Here is a 19,347-nt window from a genome sequence, read left to right on the forward strand (position 1 = left end):
AAAAAAGGGGCTGTGAAAAAAACAGCCCCTTGACCTAAACTTTAAGTGTCTTAGGATAGTTTGTTAGCTAAGCGGTAGTCCATTAGAAAATTTCCCAACCGCGTCAACCGTCTTCTCACTCGCTACGAGCGAGACTTGTCGAGCGATTCCGCGTCTTGACGGCGGAAGCACTCCGCCTCAAGCGAAATTTTTAATTGTCTTTAGGAAAGTTGGTTAGCTTTTATTATACTAATTCATAATCTATTGTGCCAAGTGCTACTGTTGCAGCAGTAACCTTTATTCTTACACTATCACCGATAGAATAGCTTATTCCAGAACGCTTATCGATTGTAGTTGTTGTGCCATTATATTCAAAAAACGCATTTTCAAGTCTTGAAAGGTTTACAAAGCCCTCTATTCCACAAGGAATTGATACGAATATTCCCTTTGCAGTTACGCCCTCAACTACGCCATCATAACATTCGCCGATATGTGCTGTCATATATTCTGCCGCATAACACTTTTCTGTATCACGCTCACCATTTACAGCTCTTACTTCTCTTTCTGATGACTGCTTTGCAGATTCCTCTGCGAAATCTTCATATTTTCTCTTGATTTCTTCAATAGACATTCCGCCTACAAGTGCTGAAAGAATACGGTGAATTGATGTATCAGGATAACGCCTTATCGGAGATGTAAAGTGGCAATAATCTGCAAGTGACAAACCAAAGTGTCCGATTGGCTTATCGTCATACTGTGCCTTTGCCATCGTACGAAGAACCTGCATAGACATAAGCTTTTCGTATCTTGTACCCTTTGCTGCTGAAAGCAATTCTGCTAAATCACGCTGTGTAAGTCCTGGCTTTATCTTATTAACTCTGAAACCACAAGCCTGTGCTAAATCTGCAAGTGCTGCGATTCTCTCTGCCTCAGGCTTTGCGTGAATACGATAAACAAACGGTATATTCTTTTCCTTAGCAAGTTTACCAGCCGCCTGATTTGCCATAATCATAAACTGCTCTATCATTTCTTCTGATTTGCCACGAGTTCTTGTAGAAACATCTATACATACGCCTGCTTCATTTAGAACAAATTTAAGTTCAGTTGTTTCAATTTCAAGCTCGCCACGCTCTTTAGCATTTTGCTTGAGAACTGCAAAAAGCTCTTCTCCGTCTTTGAGAGTTTGTTCAACTGGAGAATATTTTTTTATAAGTTCATCATCAGCAGTTCCTGCAAGAATCTCATTAACTTCGGAATAAACTCCTCTTACCTTGGAATTGATAATGCTCTTGCAAAATTCAAAATCGCAAAGATTTCCTTTCTGGTCTATGTTCATAATAGCAGAAAAAGTCAATTTATCTGTTCCGCTATTAAGTGAACAACAGCCATTTGAAAGCTCCTCTGGAAGCATTGGAATAACTCTATCTGCAAAATATACGGAAGTTCCACGCTCAAAAGCTTCCTTATCAAGCTCACTACCTTCTCGGACATAATGCGAAACATCGGCGATATGTACGCCGAGTGTCCAGCCATTTTCGGTTTTCTTTACGGAAATTGCATCATCAAGGTCTTTTGCATCTGCACTATCAATAGTGAGAATTGCCTCATCACGCAAATCTCTGCGTTTTGCGATTTCTTCTGCTGTGATAGGCTCTTCTGAAACTCTCTTTGCCTCTGCACGAAGTCCCTTTGAAAATTCGCTTGGAATACCATACCTATCTATAATTGCATCGGCACATATCTTTGCACTGTTTGCCTTGCCATAAATGCTCAAAACTCGGCAATAAAGCTTTCTTTCGTGCTGGTCATACATAAGAGCCGCACGAACCTTATCCCCATCACGGGACCTGAGTTCTCCGCCCCTTACAATCGGAATACTATATCCGAATCCGCCATCTGCAATAACAGAAAGCTTACTTTTATATCTCTCGACCATACCTGTTATAAGTCTGTCGCCTTTTTTGACTATACGAAAAACTCCTCCTGAAGGACCTTTTTCCTCTTGGCGAATATCTTGCAAAAGGACAACATCTCCTGGGATAGCGTCCTTCATCTTCTCGCAAGGAATGAATATATCAGGTGAACCGTCTGCTGGTCTTGCAAATGAAAAATATCTTGAGCTTCTGAGAATTGTAGCCTTTACATATCCCATTGCTTCACTCAGCACAACATTTTTATTCTTTATAAGGATAATATCGCCGTCCTCCTGAAGTTCAGAAATAGCGAGGTTATAGCTTGCCTTATCTGATATATTTGAAAGCTTGAAAAGCTCATCACGAGAAATCTCTCTGTTTTCTCTTTGGAGGGTTGTAATAACAATATCCTTCGTCTTTAGTTTCATAGAATCTCCTTTGATATTTTAAATCACTTTGTCATAAATAAAATTCCTAATGTATTAGGACCGCAATGAGATGAAATAGTACAGCCCGCTCTTGAAATAAGAATTTCATTAAATACATTCTTACTTTTGAGATAATCATAAACAAGCTTTAAACGCTCATCAGATATACCTGAATGTGTTATAAAAACTCTTTTGGGATTGATATTATCAAATTCCGCGAGCTTATCATCAATATACTGTGGCAAAACCTTTTCGAGCTTACCTCTATACTTTTTGCCAACCGTCATAGAACCATCCTTATTATTTACAATGATACTTGGCTTTAGGCTGAGTAGATTTGCACCAAGCATTGCAATAGTTGAACATCTTCCGCCTGCACGAAGATAATCAAGCCTATCAACAACAAAGCTTCCATAGGTTTTCGAAGTTAATGCACGAATATTTTCTGCAATTTCTTTTCCTGACATTCCCTTCTCAGCCATTTCAGCGGCTTCAAGAACGAGAAGTCCTGACGCACCTGAAAGATTGCAGGAATCGACCGGATAAACATTGCCAAGCTGTTCTGCGGCAATGCAACAATTTTTATATGACGCAGAAAGTGCTGAACCCAAGTTTATATGAACTATCTCATAGCCTTGCTCTACAAGTGGTAAAAATCCATCAATATACTCCTGAACATTGACAGCTGAAGTTTTTGGAAGTGTTCCTGAAGCCTTAAAATGCTTATAAATTTCATCAGGTGTTATATTTACACCGTCGTCATAGCTTGTTCTGCCAAGAATAATATGGAGCGGATATGTTGAAATATTATATTTCTTTTTAAGCTCTGCTGGCAAATCGCAAGTGCTGTCTGCCGTTATCAATACATTTCTTTCCATAGAGGTCACCCTTTCTTAACTGTATCATTATACTGCATCTGACGAATATCCCTACCAATAAATTTAAGTCTGAGCATCTCGCCTATTATTCTTGAAACCAATCTCTGATGATAGGATTTTTCAAGTTCCTTGAGTGTAAGGTTTGTACTTATTATTATTGGCTTTTTCAGCAGCATTCTTGTATTTATTATATTATAAATTTTTGACAATGTAAATTGTGTTAGAAATTCTGTTCCAAGGTCATCTATAATCAAGAGGTCACATTCCTTGAGAAGATTTTCTGTTGCATCAGTAGATTTATCATCGTTGAATCTCTCGCTCTCAAGTTTTGAGAGAATATCAGGTGCAGAAGCATATACTACACCATAGCCGTTGTTTATAACTTCCTTTGCTATTGCAAGTGAAAGGTGAGTTTTTCCAAGTCCTGAACCACCCTGAAATAAAATACTTCTTGATTGTGGTGTGAAATTAACTGCATAGCTTTCGCAAAAATTAAGAATTTTTTCCATTCTTGTATATGGTGAAATCATCTTTTCACCCTCACGAATAGGCTCTCGGCTATAATAATCGAGTGAAAATGTCTTGAAATCCGAAAGTGAGAGCGGAGAAACACTATTTAGTTTATCGTAAGCCTTTTCACGCAAAAGCTTTTTTAAGCACAAACACATTTTCCCGTCAATATATCCCTTATCGCTACATTCTTTGCAGCTATAATGTACATCAAGATAGTCTGACTGATAACCATTTTTTTCTAAAATTGTTTTAAGCTCCATTTGTAGGGCAAGATTTTGTGTTTTAAGCTTTTCGAGCATTTCTCTTACACTTATTCTATCGGCAAATACTGCACGAGCAGCCATTGTACTTGTTTTTGCAAGGCTTTCTTCTATCTCTTGTACCCTTGGCAACTTTTTAATAAGCTCTGAATGCTTTATCATTGCATCATATTCTGCTTTATTTCTTCTCGCTTTTAGTTCCTCAAAAGCGTCATCATATATATCCTTGGAATATCCCATTGTTTATATCACCTTATTCATCAAAAATGCTTGAATTTTCATATGCTTCCAAATCATAGGTTGCTTCTGATTCACTTGAGAATTTAGCTCTTTTTGGCTTTTTCTCTGCCTTAGCCTGTTCTATGGTTGTAATATGGGCCTTATGCCAGCGTTCAAGTATGGATTCAACATAATTAGGAATATACTTGCCCTTAGCATCAACACATCTCTCATATGCTTCACGAATCATATCTGCCGTGAAGTGCCATTCGTTTACCCACCTCTCAGCTTGTTTGAGTTCCTTATCTGTCGGGGAATGTTCCTCAAGACCGATTGTTTGAACTATAAGCCTAAAGGCAGTTCTGCTATTTGTCATACGCATAATTTCCTTTTCGGCTCTGTCAACCGTTGTTATCTCATTATCTCCCCAACTTTCGGCAACCTTTTCTATGTATTTCATATTAGTTTTGCCCATATCCTGAAGATACTGCAAAAGCATTATTATAACTTCAACAGGAAGTCCGTAATATTCATTCAGCATAAGCAAGGTGCATTTATCAGCATTGCTTGTCATTCTGCCAAGAATATTATCTGCCTCTTGCATAAGAAATGCGATTGACGGGTCAGCAACCATTCTTTCTGCGAGGTGTGCTGAATCGGGCTTTTGCGGTCTGGAGAGTGGTTTTTTAGGCTCACTTTGCTTTTTTTCAATCGGCTGTTCGACAGGCGTTATTTCTGCTTTTAAAGTTTCAGACTTAGGTTCTATTTTAGCAGTAAAAGTAGGTTTTTCTGTAAGCTTAAAGCCAAATGGTACAGAAGTTTCATTTACAGAAGGAGCTATTGAACCACTTTCTTTATCTATGGTTATAATGCCTGTTGCTATCCAATATTGCATACTGTCACGGGCATCAGCTGGGCTCATTGAAAGTGCTGACGCCATATCTTCATCGCAGAAATTTTCTCCTGCGTGACGCAAAAACCACAACAAAACCTTTAGTTGAGCCGCTCCCGCAAGTTTTATATGTTCATCAACAACACTGCATGGAACAGCGAAAATGCTATTCCATGCACCAAGATTCATTTTATAATTCATTTTCTATTCCTCTGATATTTTATAGGCAAACTGCGTTCGCCCGTATTAGCACAAGATGTTAAGGGCGTTGTCCTTAACACCTATGAGAGACTCTGTCCTCAACCCTGCAAGCTTTTGAAAAAGCTTGAGCAAAACTTTTAATTGTCTTAGGAAAATCTATTAGCTAATCGATAGTTCACTGGGAATTTCTCCGACCGCGTCAACTATCTTCCCTAATCCACCACAAGCGAGACTTGTCGAGCGATTCCGCGTCTTGACAGCGGAGGCACTCAGCCACTAATCTATTGGTAATAGTACTGGCTGACGCTTTTCAAATACTGTTACATAAGAGAAACCGCACCTTTGGGCAAGTCTATATCCTTCCTCTAAACCTGAGCCGACATCTCCCCATCTATGTGCATCTGAACCGATTGTAATATATTTTCCGCCAAGCTCTCTGAAGCGTGAAACTATATTTTCTCCTGGAAGCGTCATTCCTATTCTTTGTCTTAAGCCTGATGTATTTATCTCTAAAGCTTTTTTATTTCTGACAAGAACTTTTAAAACCTCATCTATCATTTCTTTATATGTATCGTATTTAATTTCTTTGGTAACATTGCCAACTATATATCTCAAGGGGTATGTCATATGTGCAAGCGTATCAAAGCGGTTATCTACTGCAAGTTCATAAAGCTGTGTGAAATATCTCTCGAGCAGGTCATTAACATTATCATTATTGTATTCAAGAAAATAGAAATCCTGTTCATTTTTGAGATTATGTAGAGAGCCAATAACAAAATCATAATCGCACAAGGAAAGTACATCATCTGCGGCAAGTTTATTTTGTGTTGGCTGACCAAGTTCTATACCTGTATATACCTTCATTTTAGAGCCATAGCTTGCTCTCGCTTTACCCGAAGCCATAACAGAAGCCTCTATACTTTTTCTCACATTATTAAAGAAATACTCGTTACATTCGCAATGGTCAGTTATAGAAATGCTATAAAGTCCAAGCTTTATGGCTTGTTCGCAGAGCATCATAACAGGGTCGTTTCCGTCAAACGAATGTTTGCTGTGGGTATGGCTATCTGAGAAAAAACGCTTATTCATATTTAATACCCTTTCAATTTTCAGTTCTGAATCTGCTATTATAGATTATAGCACACTAAAAAAATAATTTATACGGATATATTAACAAAAATATCTATAATTGAATTGATGGAAATTATTAAGTTTGCAACTGTTTGCTCATTTTGCATATTTCTATTGTATTTCCTATATATTGTGCTTTCTCGAGAAAATTATATTTATCATCAAAAGACTTGACAAGTTGAGGATTATGTTGGATAATTTAATATAAACTTATATAATTAGGAGGAATAACAAATGCGTGCTGTTATTACAGTTCTCGGAAAGGATAATGTTGGAATCCTTGCAAAGGTTTCTAATGTATGTGCTGATGCTGGTGCAAATATAATCGAGGTAACTCAGAGCGTTCTTCAAGAAATGTTTGCTATGATTATGTTTGTTGAAATCGGAGATATTAAAATCCCTTATTCTGAACTTTCAGATAAACTTGTTGCCCTCGGCGATAACCTTGGACTTAAGGTTCATGTTATGCATGAGGATATTTTCAACACAATGTACCATGTCTGATATTTAAAACCTGAATAATTTGAAGGGATTGATTTTCTAAAAATGATAAATTCACATGATATACTTGAAACCATCAGTATGATTGATAACGAAAATCTCGACGTTCGTACAATCACTATGGGTATCTCTTTGCTCGACTGTATCGACTCTGATATTGATAAAGCCTGTGATAAAATCTATGATAAGATTTGCAGATATGCAAAAGACCTTGTTAAGACAGGCGAAGATATAAGCAAGGATTATGGAATTCCAATTATTCACAAGAGAATATCTGTTACTCCTATTGCACTTGTTGCGGCTGCCTGCCCAACAAAAAATCCTGTTAAATTTGCTAAAACTCTCGACAAAGCGTCTAAAACTGTCGGTGTAAACTTTGTCGGTGGATATTCTTCTCTCGTGCATAAGGGCTTTGCTCCTGGTGACTATGCTCTTATTGAGAGTATTCCTGAGGCTCTCTCTGTTACTGATAATGTCTGTTCTTCTGTTAATGTTGGCAGCACAAAAACAGGTATCAATATGGATGCTGTTGCTAAGATGGGACGCATCATCAAGGCTGCCGCCGAGGAGACTAAGGACAGAGATTGCATTGGTGCAGCAAAGCTTGTGGTTTTCTGTAATGCTCCTGAAGATAACCCATTTATGGCTGGTGCTTTTCACGGTACTGGCGAGCCTGACTGTGTTATCAATGTTGGTGTTTCTGGTCCTGGCGTTGTAAGAGCTGCTCTTAGCAAGGCTGGAGATTGCAATATCACTGAGGTTGCTGATATTGTTAAGCGTACTGCGTTTAAGATTACTCGTGCAGGTCAGCTTGTTGCTCAAGAGGCTGCAAAAAGGCTCTGTGTTCCTTTTGGTATACTCGACCTTTCACTCGCACCAACACCTGCTGTCGGCGACTCTGTTGCATATATTCTTGAGGAAATGGGTCTTGAGCAGTGCGGTGCTCACGGCACAACTGCTTGCCTTGCTCTCCTCAATGACGCTGTTAAGAAAGGTGGAGCTATGGCTTCATCTCATGTCGGTGGTCTTTCAGGTGCATTTATTCCTGTTACTGAGGACGCTGGTATGATTGAGGCAGCAAGAAGTAAGGCTCTTTCTATTGTTAAGCTTGAGGCTATGACTTCTGTTTGCTCTGTCGGACTTGATATGATTGCTATTCCTGGTGACACATCAGCTGATGTTATTTCTGGAATTATTGCAGACGAAGCTGCTATTGGTATGGTTAATACAAAGACAACTGCTGTTCGTCTTATTCCTGCTATTGGCAAAAAAGTTGGTGACGAACTCAACTTCGGTGGACTTCTCGGTGGCGGACCTGTTATGGAAGTTAATACAAAATCTCCTGCAAAACTCATTGCAAGAGGCGGTAGAATTCCAGCTCCTCTCCAGAGCCTTAAAAACTAATAGACTTCTCTAAGAAACTTAAAAGTTTAGGTCAAGCCTTTTCAAAGGCTTGCGGTTTCCAAAGGCAGAGCCTTTGGTCGCTCTCCGCAGAGAGCGAAACACCTTTGGGCGAAGCCCAACATTTCTTTGCTCTTTGAGCGGCGGATTTTATCCGCCGCTTTTTTCTTTTCTTAGCAACATTAGTCAATAAGGGGGCGGACAAAGTCCGCCCCTTAGGGAGCAAGAGATGTTAAGGGCTTCGCCCTTAAAACCTACGAGGGACTCCGTCCCTCGACCCTGCAAGCCTTTAAAAAGGCTTGACCTAAACTTTAAGTGTCTTAGAGAAGTCTTTTAGCTTTGAGGTAGCTACTTAATCCATGTCTTGGGTGCGGAGGCTCGTCGCTGGCAAAAATCAACAATATTTTAAACAAGTTTATTACAAAATATATAATTGGACAAATTGACTATACAAGGTAAGTTTCGTGTCTAAATTTTGAAATTTTTGACTTGATATTAAACGCCAACTGTGATATTATTATGTGGTACACAAGGGGGTGTGGTGGAACTTAATCTTACTTATATTTCGTAAGAAAGATTTCGTTTCTCCACGCCTGTTTATTTATAGGAGGTGTATAACTGGTGCAAGATATGATTTCAAAAATAGTCGAAATGGACGAAAAGGCTCGTGAACTTAATGACGAGGCTCTCAAAAGCAAAATCGACTATGAACAGGAGATTGCTGTTGCTAAGCAAACTATCATCAAAGACTATCTTGAACGAGCAAGAAAGCGTGTACAAATCAACGCGCAGTCGGAACGAGATGCTGCCAAAAAGGAACTCGCTCAAACTCGTGAGGCTCACGCCAAAATCGAAAAAAAGCTTGATGACCTCTACGGCTCAAATTGTGACAGCTGGGTTGACGAAATCTTCAAGAGAGTAATATCGGGGTGATTTTATGCTATCGTCTATGTCTTCCAACGCTATTCTTGCTAAGGCAAGGACTATGTATGGACGCAGACTGACAGACAAGGATTACGAGGATTTGCTCGCCTGCAAAACCGTTCCTGAGGTTGCAAACTATCTTAAAAATGAAACAGTATATTCAGAAATTCTTTCAGGTCTTAACGAAAATGATGTTCATAGAGGTCAGCTTGAAACCTTACTAAGAAAGAAAATTTTCTATGAAAAGGTTTCTCTCGCAAGATTTGATATGAACTCAGAAAAATTTCTTTCAGTTTTCTTCATAAATCGTATGGAAATTGAGCAAATTATGAGATGTATATCTCTTCTTAATATTGGAAGAGCTTCTGAATATGCCTACGAAATGCCTGTTTTCTTTGAGAAACACACAAATCTCAATCTTAAATCCTTCTCTGAAGTGACAAATCTTAGTGAGCTTTGTGATGTTCTCAGCAATACTAAGTATGCTAAGATTATACGGCCTTTCATTCCACAGGGTGACGAACAGCTTGATGTTCCAAAAATTGAAACCGCTCTTTATACCTATAACTTTAATTCTTTGTTTGAATCTATCAATAAGAATACAAGAGGTAAAGAGAAAAAAGAACTTCTTGCTCTTATCAATGCTTTTATTGATTTCAGAAATTTCGTAAGAATTTCTCGTCTGAAAATGAGCTACCATACCTCTGAGGACTATACAAGAAGTATGCTTCTTCCCTATGGAAGGTTAAGCAAGGCTCAAATCAACTCCTTGCTCGAATGTGAAAGCTCTAATGAGCTTATGAACAATCTGAAGGCTACCTATATAGGAAAGTCTCTCAACAAAGCCGAATATAACACTCAAAGCCAGATGATAACTGCTCTTAATTCTATATACTGCAAAAAAAACATCAGACTCTCTGTAAACGCTTCGGTAGTTATGCTTTCTTATGTTATGCTTTCAGAAATCGAACTATCTAATATTATAAATCTCATTGAGGGCACTCGATACGGATTTTCCGAAGAAGAAAAATCAAGACTTCTCGTGAGATGAAATGAGGTGATTACGTGTCCGTAAGACCTATGAAAGCGGTCGGCATTATTGGTCTTTCATCAGAGCTTGATAAGGTTATGCGATATTGCGGAGAATCTGAAATCTTTCACCCCGATGACGCTATGAATTTCTATGAGAATACCGGAAAGTTCGTTCCGATAAACGAAAGAAATCCTTATCAAGACCCATTGGCTGAGCTTACCTCTTCGGTTCAATCAGCCGGACTGGCACTCGAATTTCGCAAGACAAAGAAATTCACTGTCAGCGACAGTGGTATCAAAAAGTATGTCAAGTTCGTTTCTTCTAAGCTTGATAGATTTACTACCGAAACGCTTAAAATTAATGCAGAGCTTGATGAATGCAGAAAAAACCAAGAGGAGCTTAACCACTTTATAGGAAGTAATCTTGATATGGAAAAGCTTTTCGCTTGTAAATTTATCAATGTAAACTTTGGTCGAATTCCAAAGGAAAGCTACGATAGACTTACAGAGCTTAATAGCAATCCATACATTCTTTTCTTCCCCTGCACGAATGACCAGACTCATTACTGGGGTGTTTATTTTTCACCACTCGGCAGTGAGGACGAAATCGACAGGATATTCGCAAGCCTTTACTTCGAAAGAATGAATCTTCCAAAGGGCGTTACGAATCCCGAAAAATATCTCGAAAAGCTAAAAGCTAAAGAGATTGCACTCAGACAACAGCTCACTAAGATTCAGCAACAGCTTGATATTTTTTGGACTGCTGAGAGCGAAAAGTGCAGTATGTATTATAGTAGGCTGAAAGAAATGAATACCTACTATACCATTAAAAAATATGTCTACTGCTATCACAGAAACTTCATTCTTGTCGGTTGGATTCCTGCCGACCAAGAAAAACAATTTACTCAAGGGCTTGACAAGATAAACGGTATTGAATATACCCTTAGCGATGGCAAGGACGAGATAAAACATTCTCCGCCTGTCATTCTTAAAAATCCGAGATTTGCTAAGCGTTACGAATACTATGTTAAGATGTTCGGCTTGCCAAGCTATAACGAAATCGACCCTACTATGCTTGTAGCTATAACCTACACCATATTCTTCGGAATAATGTTCGGTGATTTCGGTCAGGGTATTGTCCTTTCTATTGTTGGCTACCTTATGTGGAAGCTGAAAAAGATGGATATAGGAAAAATTCTTATTCCTTGCGGTATTTCCTCGGCTATATTCGGATTTATCTATGGCTCGTGCTTCGGCTTTGAAGAAGCCTTCAATCCGATATATAAGGCAGTCTTTGGACTTGATGAAAAACCCGTTGATGTAATGGCTCCTGCAACATCAAATCTGATTGTTTATGCATCAGTCGGTGTCGGTGCAGTAATTATTATGATTGTTATGCTTTTGAACATCTATTCTTCACTGAAACGCAGAGATTATGAAAGCGGAATCTTCGGTCCGAACGGTATAGCAGGCTTTGTATTCTATACATCGCTTGTTGTCGGTCTTGTCTGTCAGATGGTTCTCGGAATTCAACTTATGAATATCGTATATGTCATCGGCTTGATTATAATACCACTTATTCTTATCTTCCTCAGAGAGCCACTCGGAAGACTTGTTTCAGGAAATAAAAATTGGCAACCGCAAAAGTGGGGCGAATATTGTGTTCAGAACTTCTTCGAGCTTTTCGAAACTTGCTTGAGCTATGTTACTAACACAATGTCTTTCTTGCGTATAGGTGCATATGTCCTTGTTCACGCTGGTATGATGCTTGTTGTATTCACACTCGCAAATATGTCTGGCGGATTTATGTACTATATAGTTGTTTTGTTGGGCAACGCAATAGTTATGGCTCTTGAGGCACTTCTTGTTGCTATTCAGGTGCTAAGACTTGAGTATTACGAATTGTTCAGCAGATTCTATGTTGGTCAGGGCAGAGCCTTTGAGCCTGTCCGACTCGAAGAAAATCAATAATTCCATATGAGCTTAAAAGCTCATATATGGGTTATAAATAATTTTTTAAATTAAATGGAGGATTTTAATTATGGAAATCATGGAATTTGTATTGTTGGCTGTACCTGTTGTATTTTTAGTTGGTTCTATCTTGCTCGCTTATAAGGCTGTTAAGAGCGGTGCTAAACGCAAAACTGCTGTTTTCACACAGATTGCTTCTTTCTGCATTGTTGGTCTTGTTTGCCTTATAATTCCTATGACAGTTAGCGCTGCTGACACAACTGCTGTTGTTGATTCAACAGCTAATGGTCTTGGTATGCTTGCTGCTGCTCTTGCAACTGGCATCTCTGGTATCGGCGGTGGTATCGCTGTTGCTGGTGCTGCTCCTGCTGCTATCGGTGCAACAAGTGAAGACCCTAAGGCATTCGGTAAGTCACTTATCTTCGTTGCTCTTGGCGAAGGTGTTGCTCTTTACGGACTTCTCGTTTCTATCCTTATCCTTAACAAGTTCTAATTCTAAATTGGCGAATTACAAATCGCAAGTTTCGTAGCGGCGAGCCGCCGCACCCAAGACGCGTAATCGGTTTTGCAAGCAAAACCTCTACATCTACAAGGGCGGTTTATTGTCACGAATAAAGTAATTACCAATGAACTACCAAAGGCTTGAGCGAAACTTTTAGCTGTCTTAGAAAAGTATGTTAGCTAATTGTAGGGGCGAACTGTGTTCGCCCGCTCGGTAGTTACTTCATCCACAGCAACAAGTTTCCCACACTCACTACAAGCAAGATTTGTCTAGCAATTACGCAACAAAAAGTACTTTTTAAACTACATAAAGGTCAGGTGAGATTATGAGATTTTATTTAATCAGCGACAATGTTGATACGGCAATGGGTATGCGTCTTGCGGGAATCGAAGGCGTTGTCGTTCACGAGGACAGCGAGGTTCGTGACGCTCTCACAAAGGCTATGGACTATGATGATGTCGCAGTTATCCTTATGACCGAGCGTCTGGTTTCTCTTTGTCCTGACCTTGTCTATAACCTAAAGCTAAACCGCAAACAACCGCTTATAGTCGAAATTCCCGACAGACATGGAAACGGTCGTGCAAAGGATAGTATCACAAGATATGTTCGTGATGCTATCGGTGTTAAAATCTAATAAAAATCTCTACGGAGGTGACATTATATGGCAGAAGTTCAGAGTGGCTCTGAAAATTTTTTGAAGGCTATTGAAAAATATGCCGAGGAACAAAGAAATAAAATTCGCTTTGAGTCTGAATCCTTCAAAAAGCAAGAGCTTGAAAAGGCTGAAGCAGAAGGAATTAGAGAAGCCTATACCCTTATTCAAAGAGAAATGGCAGCCATAAGAACGGAAATTTCAAGCCAGCTTTCTCGTGACGAGATGGCAAGCAGAAAGAAAATTTTCGAGAAAAGAAATAAAATGACTGAAAATGTCTTTGAAAAGGTTACCCAAAAGCTTGTCGAATTTACTAAGACAGCAGATTATGAAAAGCTTATGCTCGAAAGCGTAAAGAAAATTGCACAAGCTCTTAAGGCAGACGATGTAATCTTCTTCATTAAGGAAAGCGACCTAAAGTTTGCTGATAAGATTAAGGCTGCCTATACAGCAGAAAAATTAAAGGATAAAAAGCTCGCTGATAAAATCAAGTCGGCTTTCTCTCCTTCTTGCGAGGTTAAGTCCTCTAAGGAAATTAAAATTGGCGGAATCACAGGCAGAAGTGCAAGTCTGGGACTTATCGCTGATGAAACTCTCGATACAAAGCTTGATGGTCAGCGGGAGTGGTTCTATCAAAATTCAGGTCTTAGAGTTACTGAGTAATTCCCGACTGGAAAATGAGATGAGATAATGGCAAATAAAAATGTAATTTACGGAATCAACGGCCCTGTTGTTACTGTTAAGGACACAAGAGACTTTTCTATGATGGAAATGGTTTATGTCAGCGACGAACGCCTCGTCGGCGAAGTTATCGGTATCACAGATAAGCTTACTACTATTCAGGTCTATGAGGAAACAACAGGCTTAAAGCTTGGCGACCCTATCTACGGCACAGGCGAGCCTATGAACATTCTTCTCGGTCCTGGTATTATTGATAATATCTTTGACGGTATCGAAAGACCTCTTAAAGCTATCGAGGAATCAACAGGTTCTTCCTTTATTTCAAGAGGTGCTGCTGTTTCTTCACTTGATGACAAAAAGCAGTGGGATGTAACTATCACAGCTAAGGTCGGTGATTACCTCAAAGCAGGTCAGATTTATGCTACTTGCCCAGAAACACCTATCATTGAACATCGCTGCATACTTTCCCCTAAGATTAAGGGTGGTAAAGTTATCAAAGTTGAACCTAACGGCAAGTATAAGATAAACGATACGGTCGTTACTATTGAAGATGACGAGGGCATTAAGCACGAGCTTACACTTTGTCAGGCTTGGCCTATCAGAACACCAAGACCATCAGCAGAAAGACTTTCAGCCGATGTTCCGCTTATCACAGGACAGAGAGTTATTGATACACTTTTCCCTATCTCTAAGGGCGGTACAGCTGCTATTCCTGGCGGTTTCGGTACTGGTAAGACTATGACACAGCACCAGCTTGCAAAATGGTGCGATGCGGATATTATCGTATATGTTGGTTGTGGTGAGCGTGGTAACGAGATGAGCCAAGTTCTTACTGAGTTCTCCGAACTGGTTGACCCGAAGTCTGGCAGACCTATGACCGACAGAACCGTACTTATCGCTAATACATCTAATATGCCTGTTGCAGCTCGTGAAGCTTCTATTTATACAGGTATTACACTTGCTGAATATTATCGTGATATGGGTTATCACGTTGCTATTATGGCTGACTCAACCTCTCGTTGGGCTGAAGCTCTCCGTGAAATCTCTGGTAGACTTGAAGAAATGCCTGCTGAAGAAGGTTATCCTGCTTATCTTCCATCAAGACTTTCTGAATTCTACGAAAGAGCTGGCAGAATTGAGACTCTTTGCGGAGCAGAGGGTTCAGTTACTATTATCGGTGCGGTTTCACCTCCTGGTGCTGATTTCTCCGAGCCTGTTACACAGAACACAAAGCGTTTTATCCGTTGCTTCTGGGCTTTGGATAAGTCACTCGCTTATTCAAGACATTATCCTGCAATAAACTGGATGACAAGTTACAGCGAATACTATACAGACCTTGACCCTTGGTTTAGAAAGAATCTCGGTGAAGACTTCATCAAGTATAGAAACAAGATTACTGCTCTTCTCCACGAAGAAAATCAGCTTATGGAAATCGTTAAGCTTATCGGTTCTGATGTTCTTCCTGATGACCAGAAGCTTGTTATCGAAACAGCTAAGGCTATTCGTGTTGCTTTCTTACAGCAGAACGCCTTCCATAAGGACGATACCTTCGTTCCGCTTGAAAAGCAAAAGCTTATGATGAAGACTATTCTCCATCTCTACGAAAAGGCTAAACATATTGTTGCTGCACAGATTCCTATTTCGCAGGTTCTTGAGCTTCATCTCTTTGAGAAAATCACAAAGATGAAGTATGATATTCCGAATGACAAACCCGAAATGTTTGATGAGCTTAATAAGTCTATTGATGACGCTCTTGCAACAATCTCAAACATATAAGCGGAGGTGCGTGACCGCACTATACAAAATGCGAAATCGCTCAAGAAGTCTCACTCGTGGTGAACACAAAAGGTTTTTCCACGCAGAGGACTAATCTACCGCTTAGCTGATGCACTTCTTTAAGACACTTAAAAGTTTCGCTCGAGCCTTTTCTACACCAGCTTTGCTGGTGAAAGCTGCTTGCAGGGTTGAGGGACGAAGTCCCTCATGGGTTTTAAGGGCAAAGCCCTTAACATTCTTTGCTCTCTAAATGACTAATGTTACTGACAAAAGAAAAGGCGGCGGACAAAGTCCGCCGCTCAGGGGTAAAGAATGTTGGGCTTCGCCCAAAGGTATTTCGCTCTCTGCGGAGAGCGACAAGGGTTTTGCCATTGACCTACAAGCCTTTAAAAAGGCTTGACCTAAACTTTGAGTGTCTTAGGGAAAGTTTGTTTCAGCACCCACATTTATTACTACTTATTTAAGGAAGTGAAATGAATGATTCTCGATTATGTTGGCGTTAAGGAAATCAATGGTTCACTTATCGTTCTCGATGATGTCGAAAACGCTTCTTATGAAGAAATGGTTGATATTCGTCTTGATGACGGCTCAATTCGCCACGGAAGAATAGTTCAGACTCAGGGTAAGCGTTGTGTCGTTCAGGTATTTGAAGGCACTAAGGGTATGTCACTCGACAATGCACGCACTCGTCTTAAAGGACACCCTATGGAGCTTGCTCTCTCACCTGAAATTATGGGTCGTGTCTTTAACGGCTCGGGTACTCCTATTGATGGTCTTGGCGATATCTATCCTACTCACAAGGCTAATATCAATGGTACTCCGATAAACCCTGTTTCAAGAATTTATCCACAAAACTATATAAATACTGGTATCTCTACAATAGATACTCTTATGACACTTATTCGTGGTCAGAAGCTACCGATTTTTTCTGGCTCAGGTATGAAACATAACGAACTCGCTGTTCAGATTGTTCGTCAGGCTCAGATTGCTGGTGCTGGTAATAAATTCGGTATCGTCTTTGCAGCTATGGGTGTTAAGAACGATGTTGCGGAATATTTCCGCAAGAGCTTTGACGAAAGCGGCGTTCTCGAAAGAGTTGTTATGTTCCTTAATCTCGCTAATGACCCAATTATTGAAAGAACTCTTACACCTCGTTGTGCCTTGACTGCGGCTGAATATCTTGCTTTTGAGCTTGATATGCACATTCTCGTAATTATGACTGATATGACCTCATATGCCGAGGCTTTGCGTGAATTCAGCTCATCTAAGGGCGAAATTCCAGGCAGAAAGGGTTATCCTGGTTACTTATATTCAGACCTTGCTTCTCTCTATGAAAGAGCAGGTATGATTAAAGGAAAGAATGGTTCTGTTACTCAGATTCCAATTCTTACTATGCCTAACGATGATATTACTCACCCTATCCCTGACCTTACAGGTTATATCACAGAGGGACAGATAGTTCTCGACCGTTCTCTCGAGGGTGCTGGTCTTTATCCACCTGTTTCGGTTCTTCCATCACTTTCTCGTCTTATGAAAGACGGTATCGGTGAAGGCTTTACAAGAGCCGACCACTCCGCACTTTCTAACCAGCTCTTTGCAGCTTATGCGAAAGTTATGGACGCTCGTTCGCTCGCCTCTGTTATCGGTGAGGAAGAGCTTTCCCCTATTGACAAGAAATATATCGAGTTTGGTAAGCTCTTTGAGGCTTATTTCGTAAATCAGGGCTACAACGAGAACAGAACTATCGAGCAGAGCCTTGACCTTGGCTGGAAGCTTCTCTCTACTCTTCCTCGTGAAGAGCTTGACCGTGTTGATGACGCTATTCTTGATAAATATTATATTGAGGATAAGGATTCTATCGTTTTTGAAACATTTGCCTCTTCTGAGAAAAAAGATGATGACAGTGATGATAACGATATTGCTTAATTTTTTGGGAGGTGACAGATATGGCAGTTCAGGCTGTACCTACAAAAGGAAACCTGATGGCAACAAAGAAATCTCTTGCACTTGCCAAAAATGGTTTTGAGCTTCTCGACAAAAAGCGTAATATCCTTATCAGAGAAATGATGATGCTTATCGACAAGGCTTCTGAAATTCAGGATAAAATCGACAGCACATATCATAAGGCTTATAAGGCTCTTGAGGTTGCTAATATTACCCTTGGCTTCTGTGATGAAATCTCGAAATCAGTTCCTGAGGAAACAAGCCTCAAGCTCTCCTACCGAAGCGTTATGGGTGTTGAGATTCCGATTGTAACAATAGACGAAAATTCTAATAACGGAATCTATTTCAGTATTTCCAATACGAACTCCTCTCTTGATGAAGCTTATCTACGCTTTCACGAGGTTAAGGAGCTTACTGCGGTTCTTGCCGAGGTAGAAAACAGCGTCTATCGACTTGCTGACGCTATTAAAAAGACGCAAAAGCGTGCCAACGCTCTCAAAAATGTTATGATTCCGAAATTTGAGGCAACAGTTAAGTTCATAACTGAGGCTCTCGAAGAAAAAGAGCGTGAGGAATTCTCAAGACTTAAAGTTATAAAAAGTCAAAAGGCAGCTAAGGCTAATACTTAATTGCAAAAACATAAGACAGGGACGAATTTATATTCGTCCCTGAATTTTTTTGTCTGAAAATAAGTTTAAAGTATTAAGTGGCGAGCCACCACACACAAGACGCATAATCGGTTTTGCAAACAAAACCTTGACATCTGCAAAGGAGGTTTATTGCTATCGAAAGAAATCAAGGTGGAAGATATGTTAAGGGCTTCACCCTTAACACCCACCAAAGGCAGAGCCTTCGGAAACCGCAAGCTTTTGAAAAGGCTTGCGCAAAACCTTTAAGTGTCGAGATAAAATTTGTTAATTGACAATATAAAAACGCCTGACAGTGCGGAATTCTGTCAGGCATTTCTACTTGATTTTTAATAGCTTATTTAGTTTAGTCCAAAATTACTTTTGGTTGTTCTCAGCTATATCGTCAACCAACTGCTGGATGTGAGCGATTTGCTCTTCATTAAGACCAGAAATCAAGAGATATTTCTTGTCGTCAAGGCCAAGAAGGTAATCTGTGCTTACTGAGAAGAAATCAGCAATCTTAACGAGCATTTCGATTGAAGGAAGAATATTATCATTCTCCCAGTTAGAGATGCTCTGCTTAGAAACAGACAAACTTCTTGCAAGCTCTACTTGAGTAATATTTCTTGCGGACCTTAATTCACGAATTCTTACATTTAACATCAGTTTTCCCCATTTCACTAATTTTTTATAATAATATTACAGATAGCCAAAAATATAAAATATTTTAGCATATATAATATCATCAGTATAGAATTTATATTATGTATTTCAAAAATTAATCAGAGATGCAAGGCCTTGTGAACAAAACTGAATATCCTTGAAATAACATCTAATATACTTATTATTATATCAAATAATTCTGAATTTGCAATAGTAAATTGAAAATATTCAAAAATAGTTTACAATCAATAGCCAAA

Annotated in this window: 17 protein-coding genes; 11 read left to right on the plus strand and 6 right to left on the minus strand. The window is 39.6% G+C overall.

Annotated features, from left to right (window positions below; all coding sequences use genetic code 11):
* Nucleotides 1-223 precede the first annotated feature (223 nt).
* The 5 genes from rnr to C9914_RS06410 all read right to left on the minus strand — a co-directional run bounded on the left by rnr (nt 224) and on the right by C9914_RS06410 (nt 6,372).
* A complete protein-coding gene (gene rnr / locus C9914_RS06390) occupies nt 224-2,320 on the minus strand; it encodes a ribonuclease R (RefSeq protein WP_106764205.1) in 2,097 nt (698 codons plus the stop codon).
* 23 nt (nt 2,321-2,343) lie between these two features.
* The gene (locus tag C9914_RS06395; RefSeq protein ID WP_106764206.1) at nt 2,344-3,198 is read right to left on the minus strand and encodes a DegV family protein; all 855 of its coding nucleotides are present in this window, start codon (nt 3,196-3,198) and stop codon (nt 2,344-2,346) included.
* Between the two features lie 5 nt (nt 3,199-3,203).
* Nucleotides 3,204-4,211 (minus strand): ATP-binding protein, encoded by a 1,008-nt coding sequence (locus tag C9914_RS06400; protein ID WP_106764208.1) that lies wholly within the window; start codon nt 4,209-4,211, stop codon nt 3,204-3,206.
* 13 nt (nt 4,212-4,224) lie between these two features.
* Nucleotides 4,225-5,283, minus strand: coding sequence for a DnaD domain protein (locus C9914_RS06405; RefSeq protein ID WP_106764210.1), 1,059 nt, complete (start codon nt 5,281-5,283; stop codon nt 4,225-4,227).
* A gap of 276 nt (nt 5,284-5,559) precedes the next feature.
* Nucleotides 5,560-6,372 carry a histidinol-phosphatase HisJ family protein gene (locus tag C9914_RS06410; protein WP_106764212.1) on the minus strand — a complete coding sequence of 271 codons (813 nt, stop codon included), beginning with the start codon at nt 6,370-6,372 and terminating at the stop codon, nt 5,560-5,562.
* Nucleotides 6,373-6,648: 276 nt separating this feature from the next.
* Here C9914_RS06410 and C9914_RS06415 point away from each other — a divergent pair, with 276 nt between their 5' ends.
* From C9914_RS06415 to C9914_RS06465, 11 genes are all read left to right on the plus strand, one after another.
* A complete protein-coding gene (locus C9914_RS06415; protein WP_022265044.1) occupies nt 6,649-6,918 on the plus strand; it encodes an ACT domain-containing protein in 270 nt (89 codons plus the stop codon).
* Between the two features lie 42 nt (nt 6,919-6,960).
* Complete coding sequence (locus tag C9914_RS06420) at nt 6,961-8,319, plus strand: PFL family protein (protein WP_022265043.1); 1,359 nt, start codon at nt 6,961-6,963, stop codon at nt 8,317-8,319.
* Nucleotides 8,320-8,937: 618 nt separating this feature from the next.
* Entirely contained in the window at nt 8,938-9,249 is a 312-nt protein-coding gene (locus tag C9914_RS06425) for a hypothetical protein (protein WP_022265042.1), read from the plus strand.
* 4 nt (nt 9,250-9,253) lie between these two features.
* A complete protein-coding gene (locus C9914_RS06430) occupies nt 9,254-10,291 on the plus strand; it encodes a V0D/AC39 family V-type ATPase subunit (RefSeq protein WP_106764215.1) in 1,038 nt (345 codons plus the stop codon).
* Nucleotides 10,292-10,305: 14 nt separating this feature from the next.
* Nucleotides 10,306-12,243: a V-type ATP synthase subunit I gene (locus C9914_RS06435; protein WP_106764217.1), complete on the plus strand. Its 1,938-nt coding sequence runs from the start codon at nt 10,306-10,308 to the stop codon at nt 12,241-12,243.
* A 79-nt stretch (nt 12,244-12,322) separates the two neighbouring features.
* Complete coding sequence (locus C9914_RS06440; protein WP_207654838.1) at nt 12,323-12,736, plus strand: ATP synthase subunit C; 414 nt, start codon at nt 12,323-12,325, stop codon at nt 12,734-12,736.
* Between the two features lie 334 nt (nt 12,737-13,070).
* On the plus strand, nt 13,071-13,379 hold the full coding sequence (locus C9914_RS06445; RefSeq protein ID WP_022265038.1) for a V-type ATP synthase subunit F: 309 nt from the start codon (nt 13,071-13,073) through the stop codon (nt 13,377-13,379).
* A gap of 27 nt (nt 13,380-13,406) precedes the next feature.
* Nucleotides 13,407-14,060: a V-type ATP synthase subunit E gene (locus tag C9914_RS06450; protein ID WP_106764219.1), complete on the plus strand. Its 654-nt coding sequence runs from the start codon at nt 13,407-13,409 to the stop codon at nt 14,058-14,060.
* A gap of 27 nt (nt 14,061-14,087) precedes the next feature.
* On the plus strand, nt 14,088-15,854 hold the full coding sequence (locus tag C9914_RS06455; protein WP_022265036.1) for a V-type ATP synthase subunit A: 1,767 nt from the start codon (nt 14,088-14,090) through the stop codon (nt 15,852-15,854).
* A gap of 477 nt (nt 15,855-16,331) precedes the next feature.
* Nucleotides 16,332-17,780 (plus strand): V-type ATP synthase subunit B, encoded by a 1,449-nt coding sequence (locus C9914_RS06460; RefSeq protein ID WP_022265035.1) that lies wholly within the window; start codon nt 16,332-16,334, stop codon nt 17,778-17,780.
* Nucleotides 17,781-17,800: 20 nt separating this feature from the next.
* On the plus strand, nt 17,801-18,427 hold the full coding sequence (locus C9914_RS06465; protein ID WP_022265034.1) for a V-type ATP synthase subunit D: 627 nt from the start codon (nt 17,801-17,803) through the stop codon (nt 18,425-18,427).
* Nucleotides 18,428-18,802: 375 nt separating this feature from the next.
* Here the strand turns inward: C9914_RS06465 and C9914_RS06470 are convergent, their stop codons facing one another.
* Entirely contained in the window at nt 18,803-19,090 is a 288-nt protein-coding gene (locus tag C9914_RS06470) for a helix-turn-helix domain-containing protein (protein WP_022265033.1), read from the minus strand.
* Nucleotides 19,091-19,347 lie beyond the last annotated feature (257 nt).

Source organism: Pseudoruminococcus massiliensis (assembly GCF_900291955.1).
Lineage (GTDB): Bacteria > Bacillota > Clostridia > Oscillospirales > Acutalibacteraceae > Pseudoruminococcus > Pseudoruminococcus massiliensis.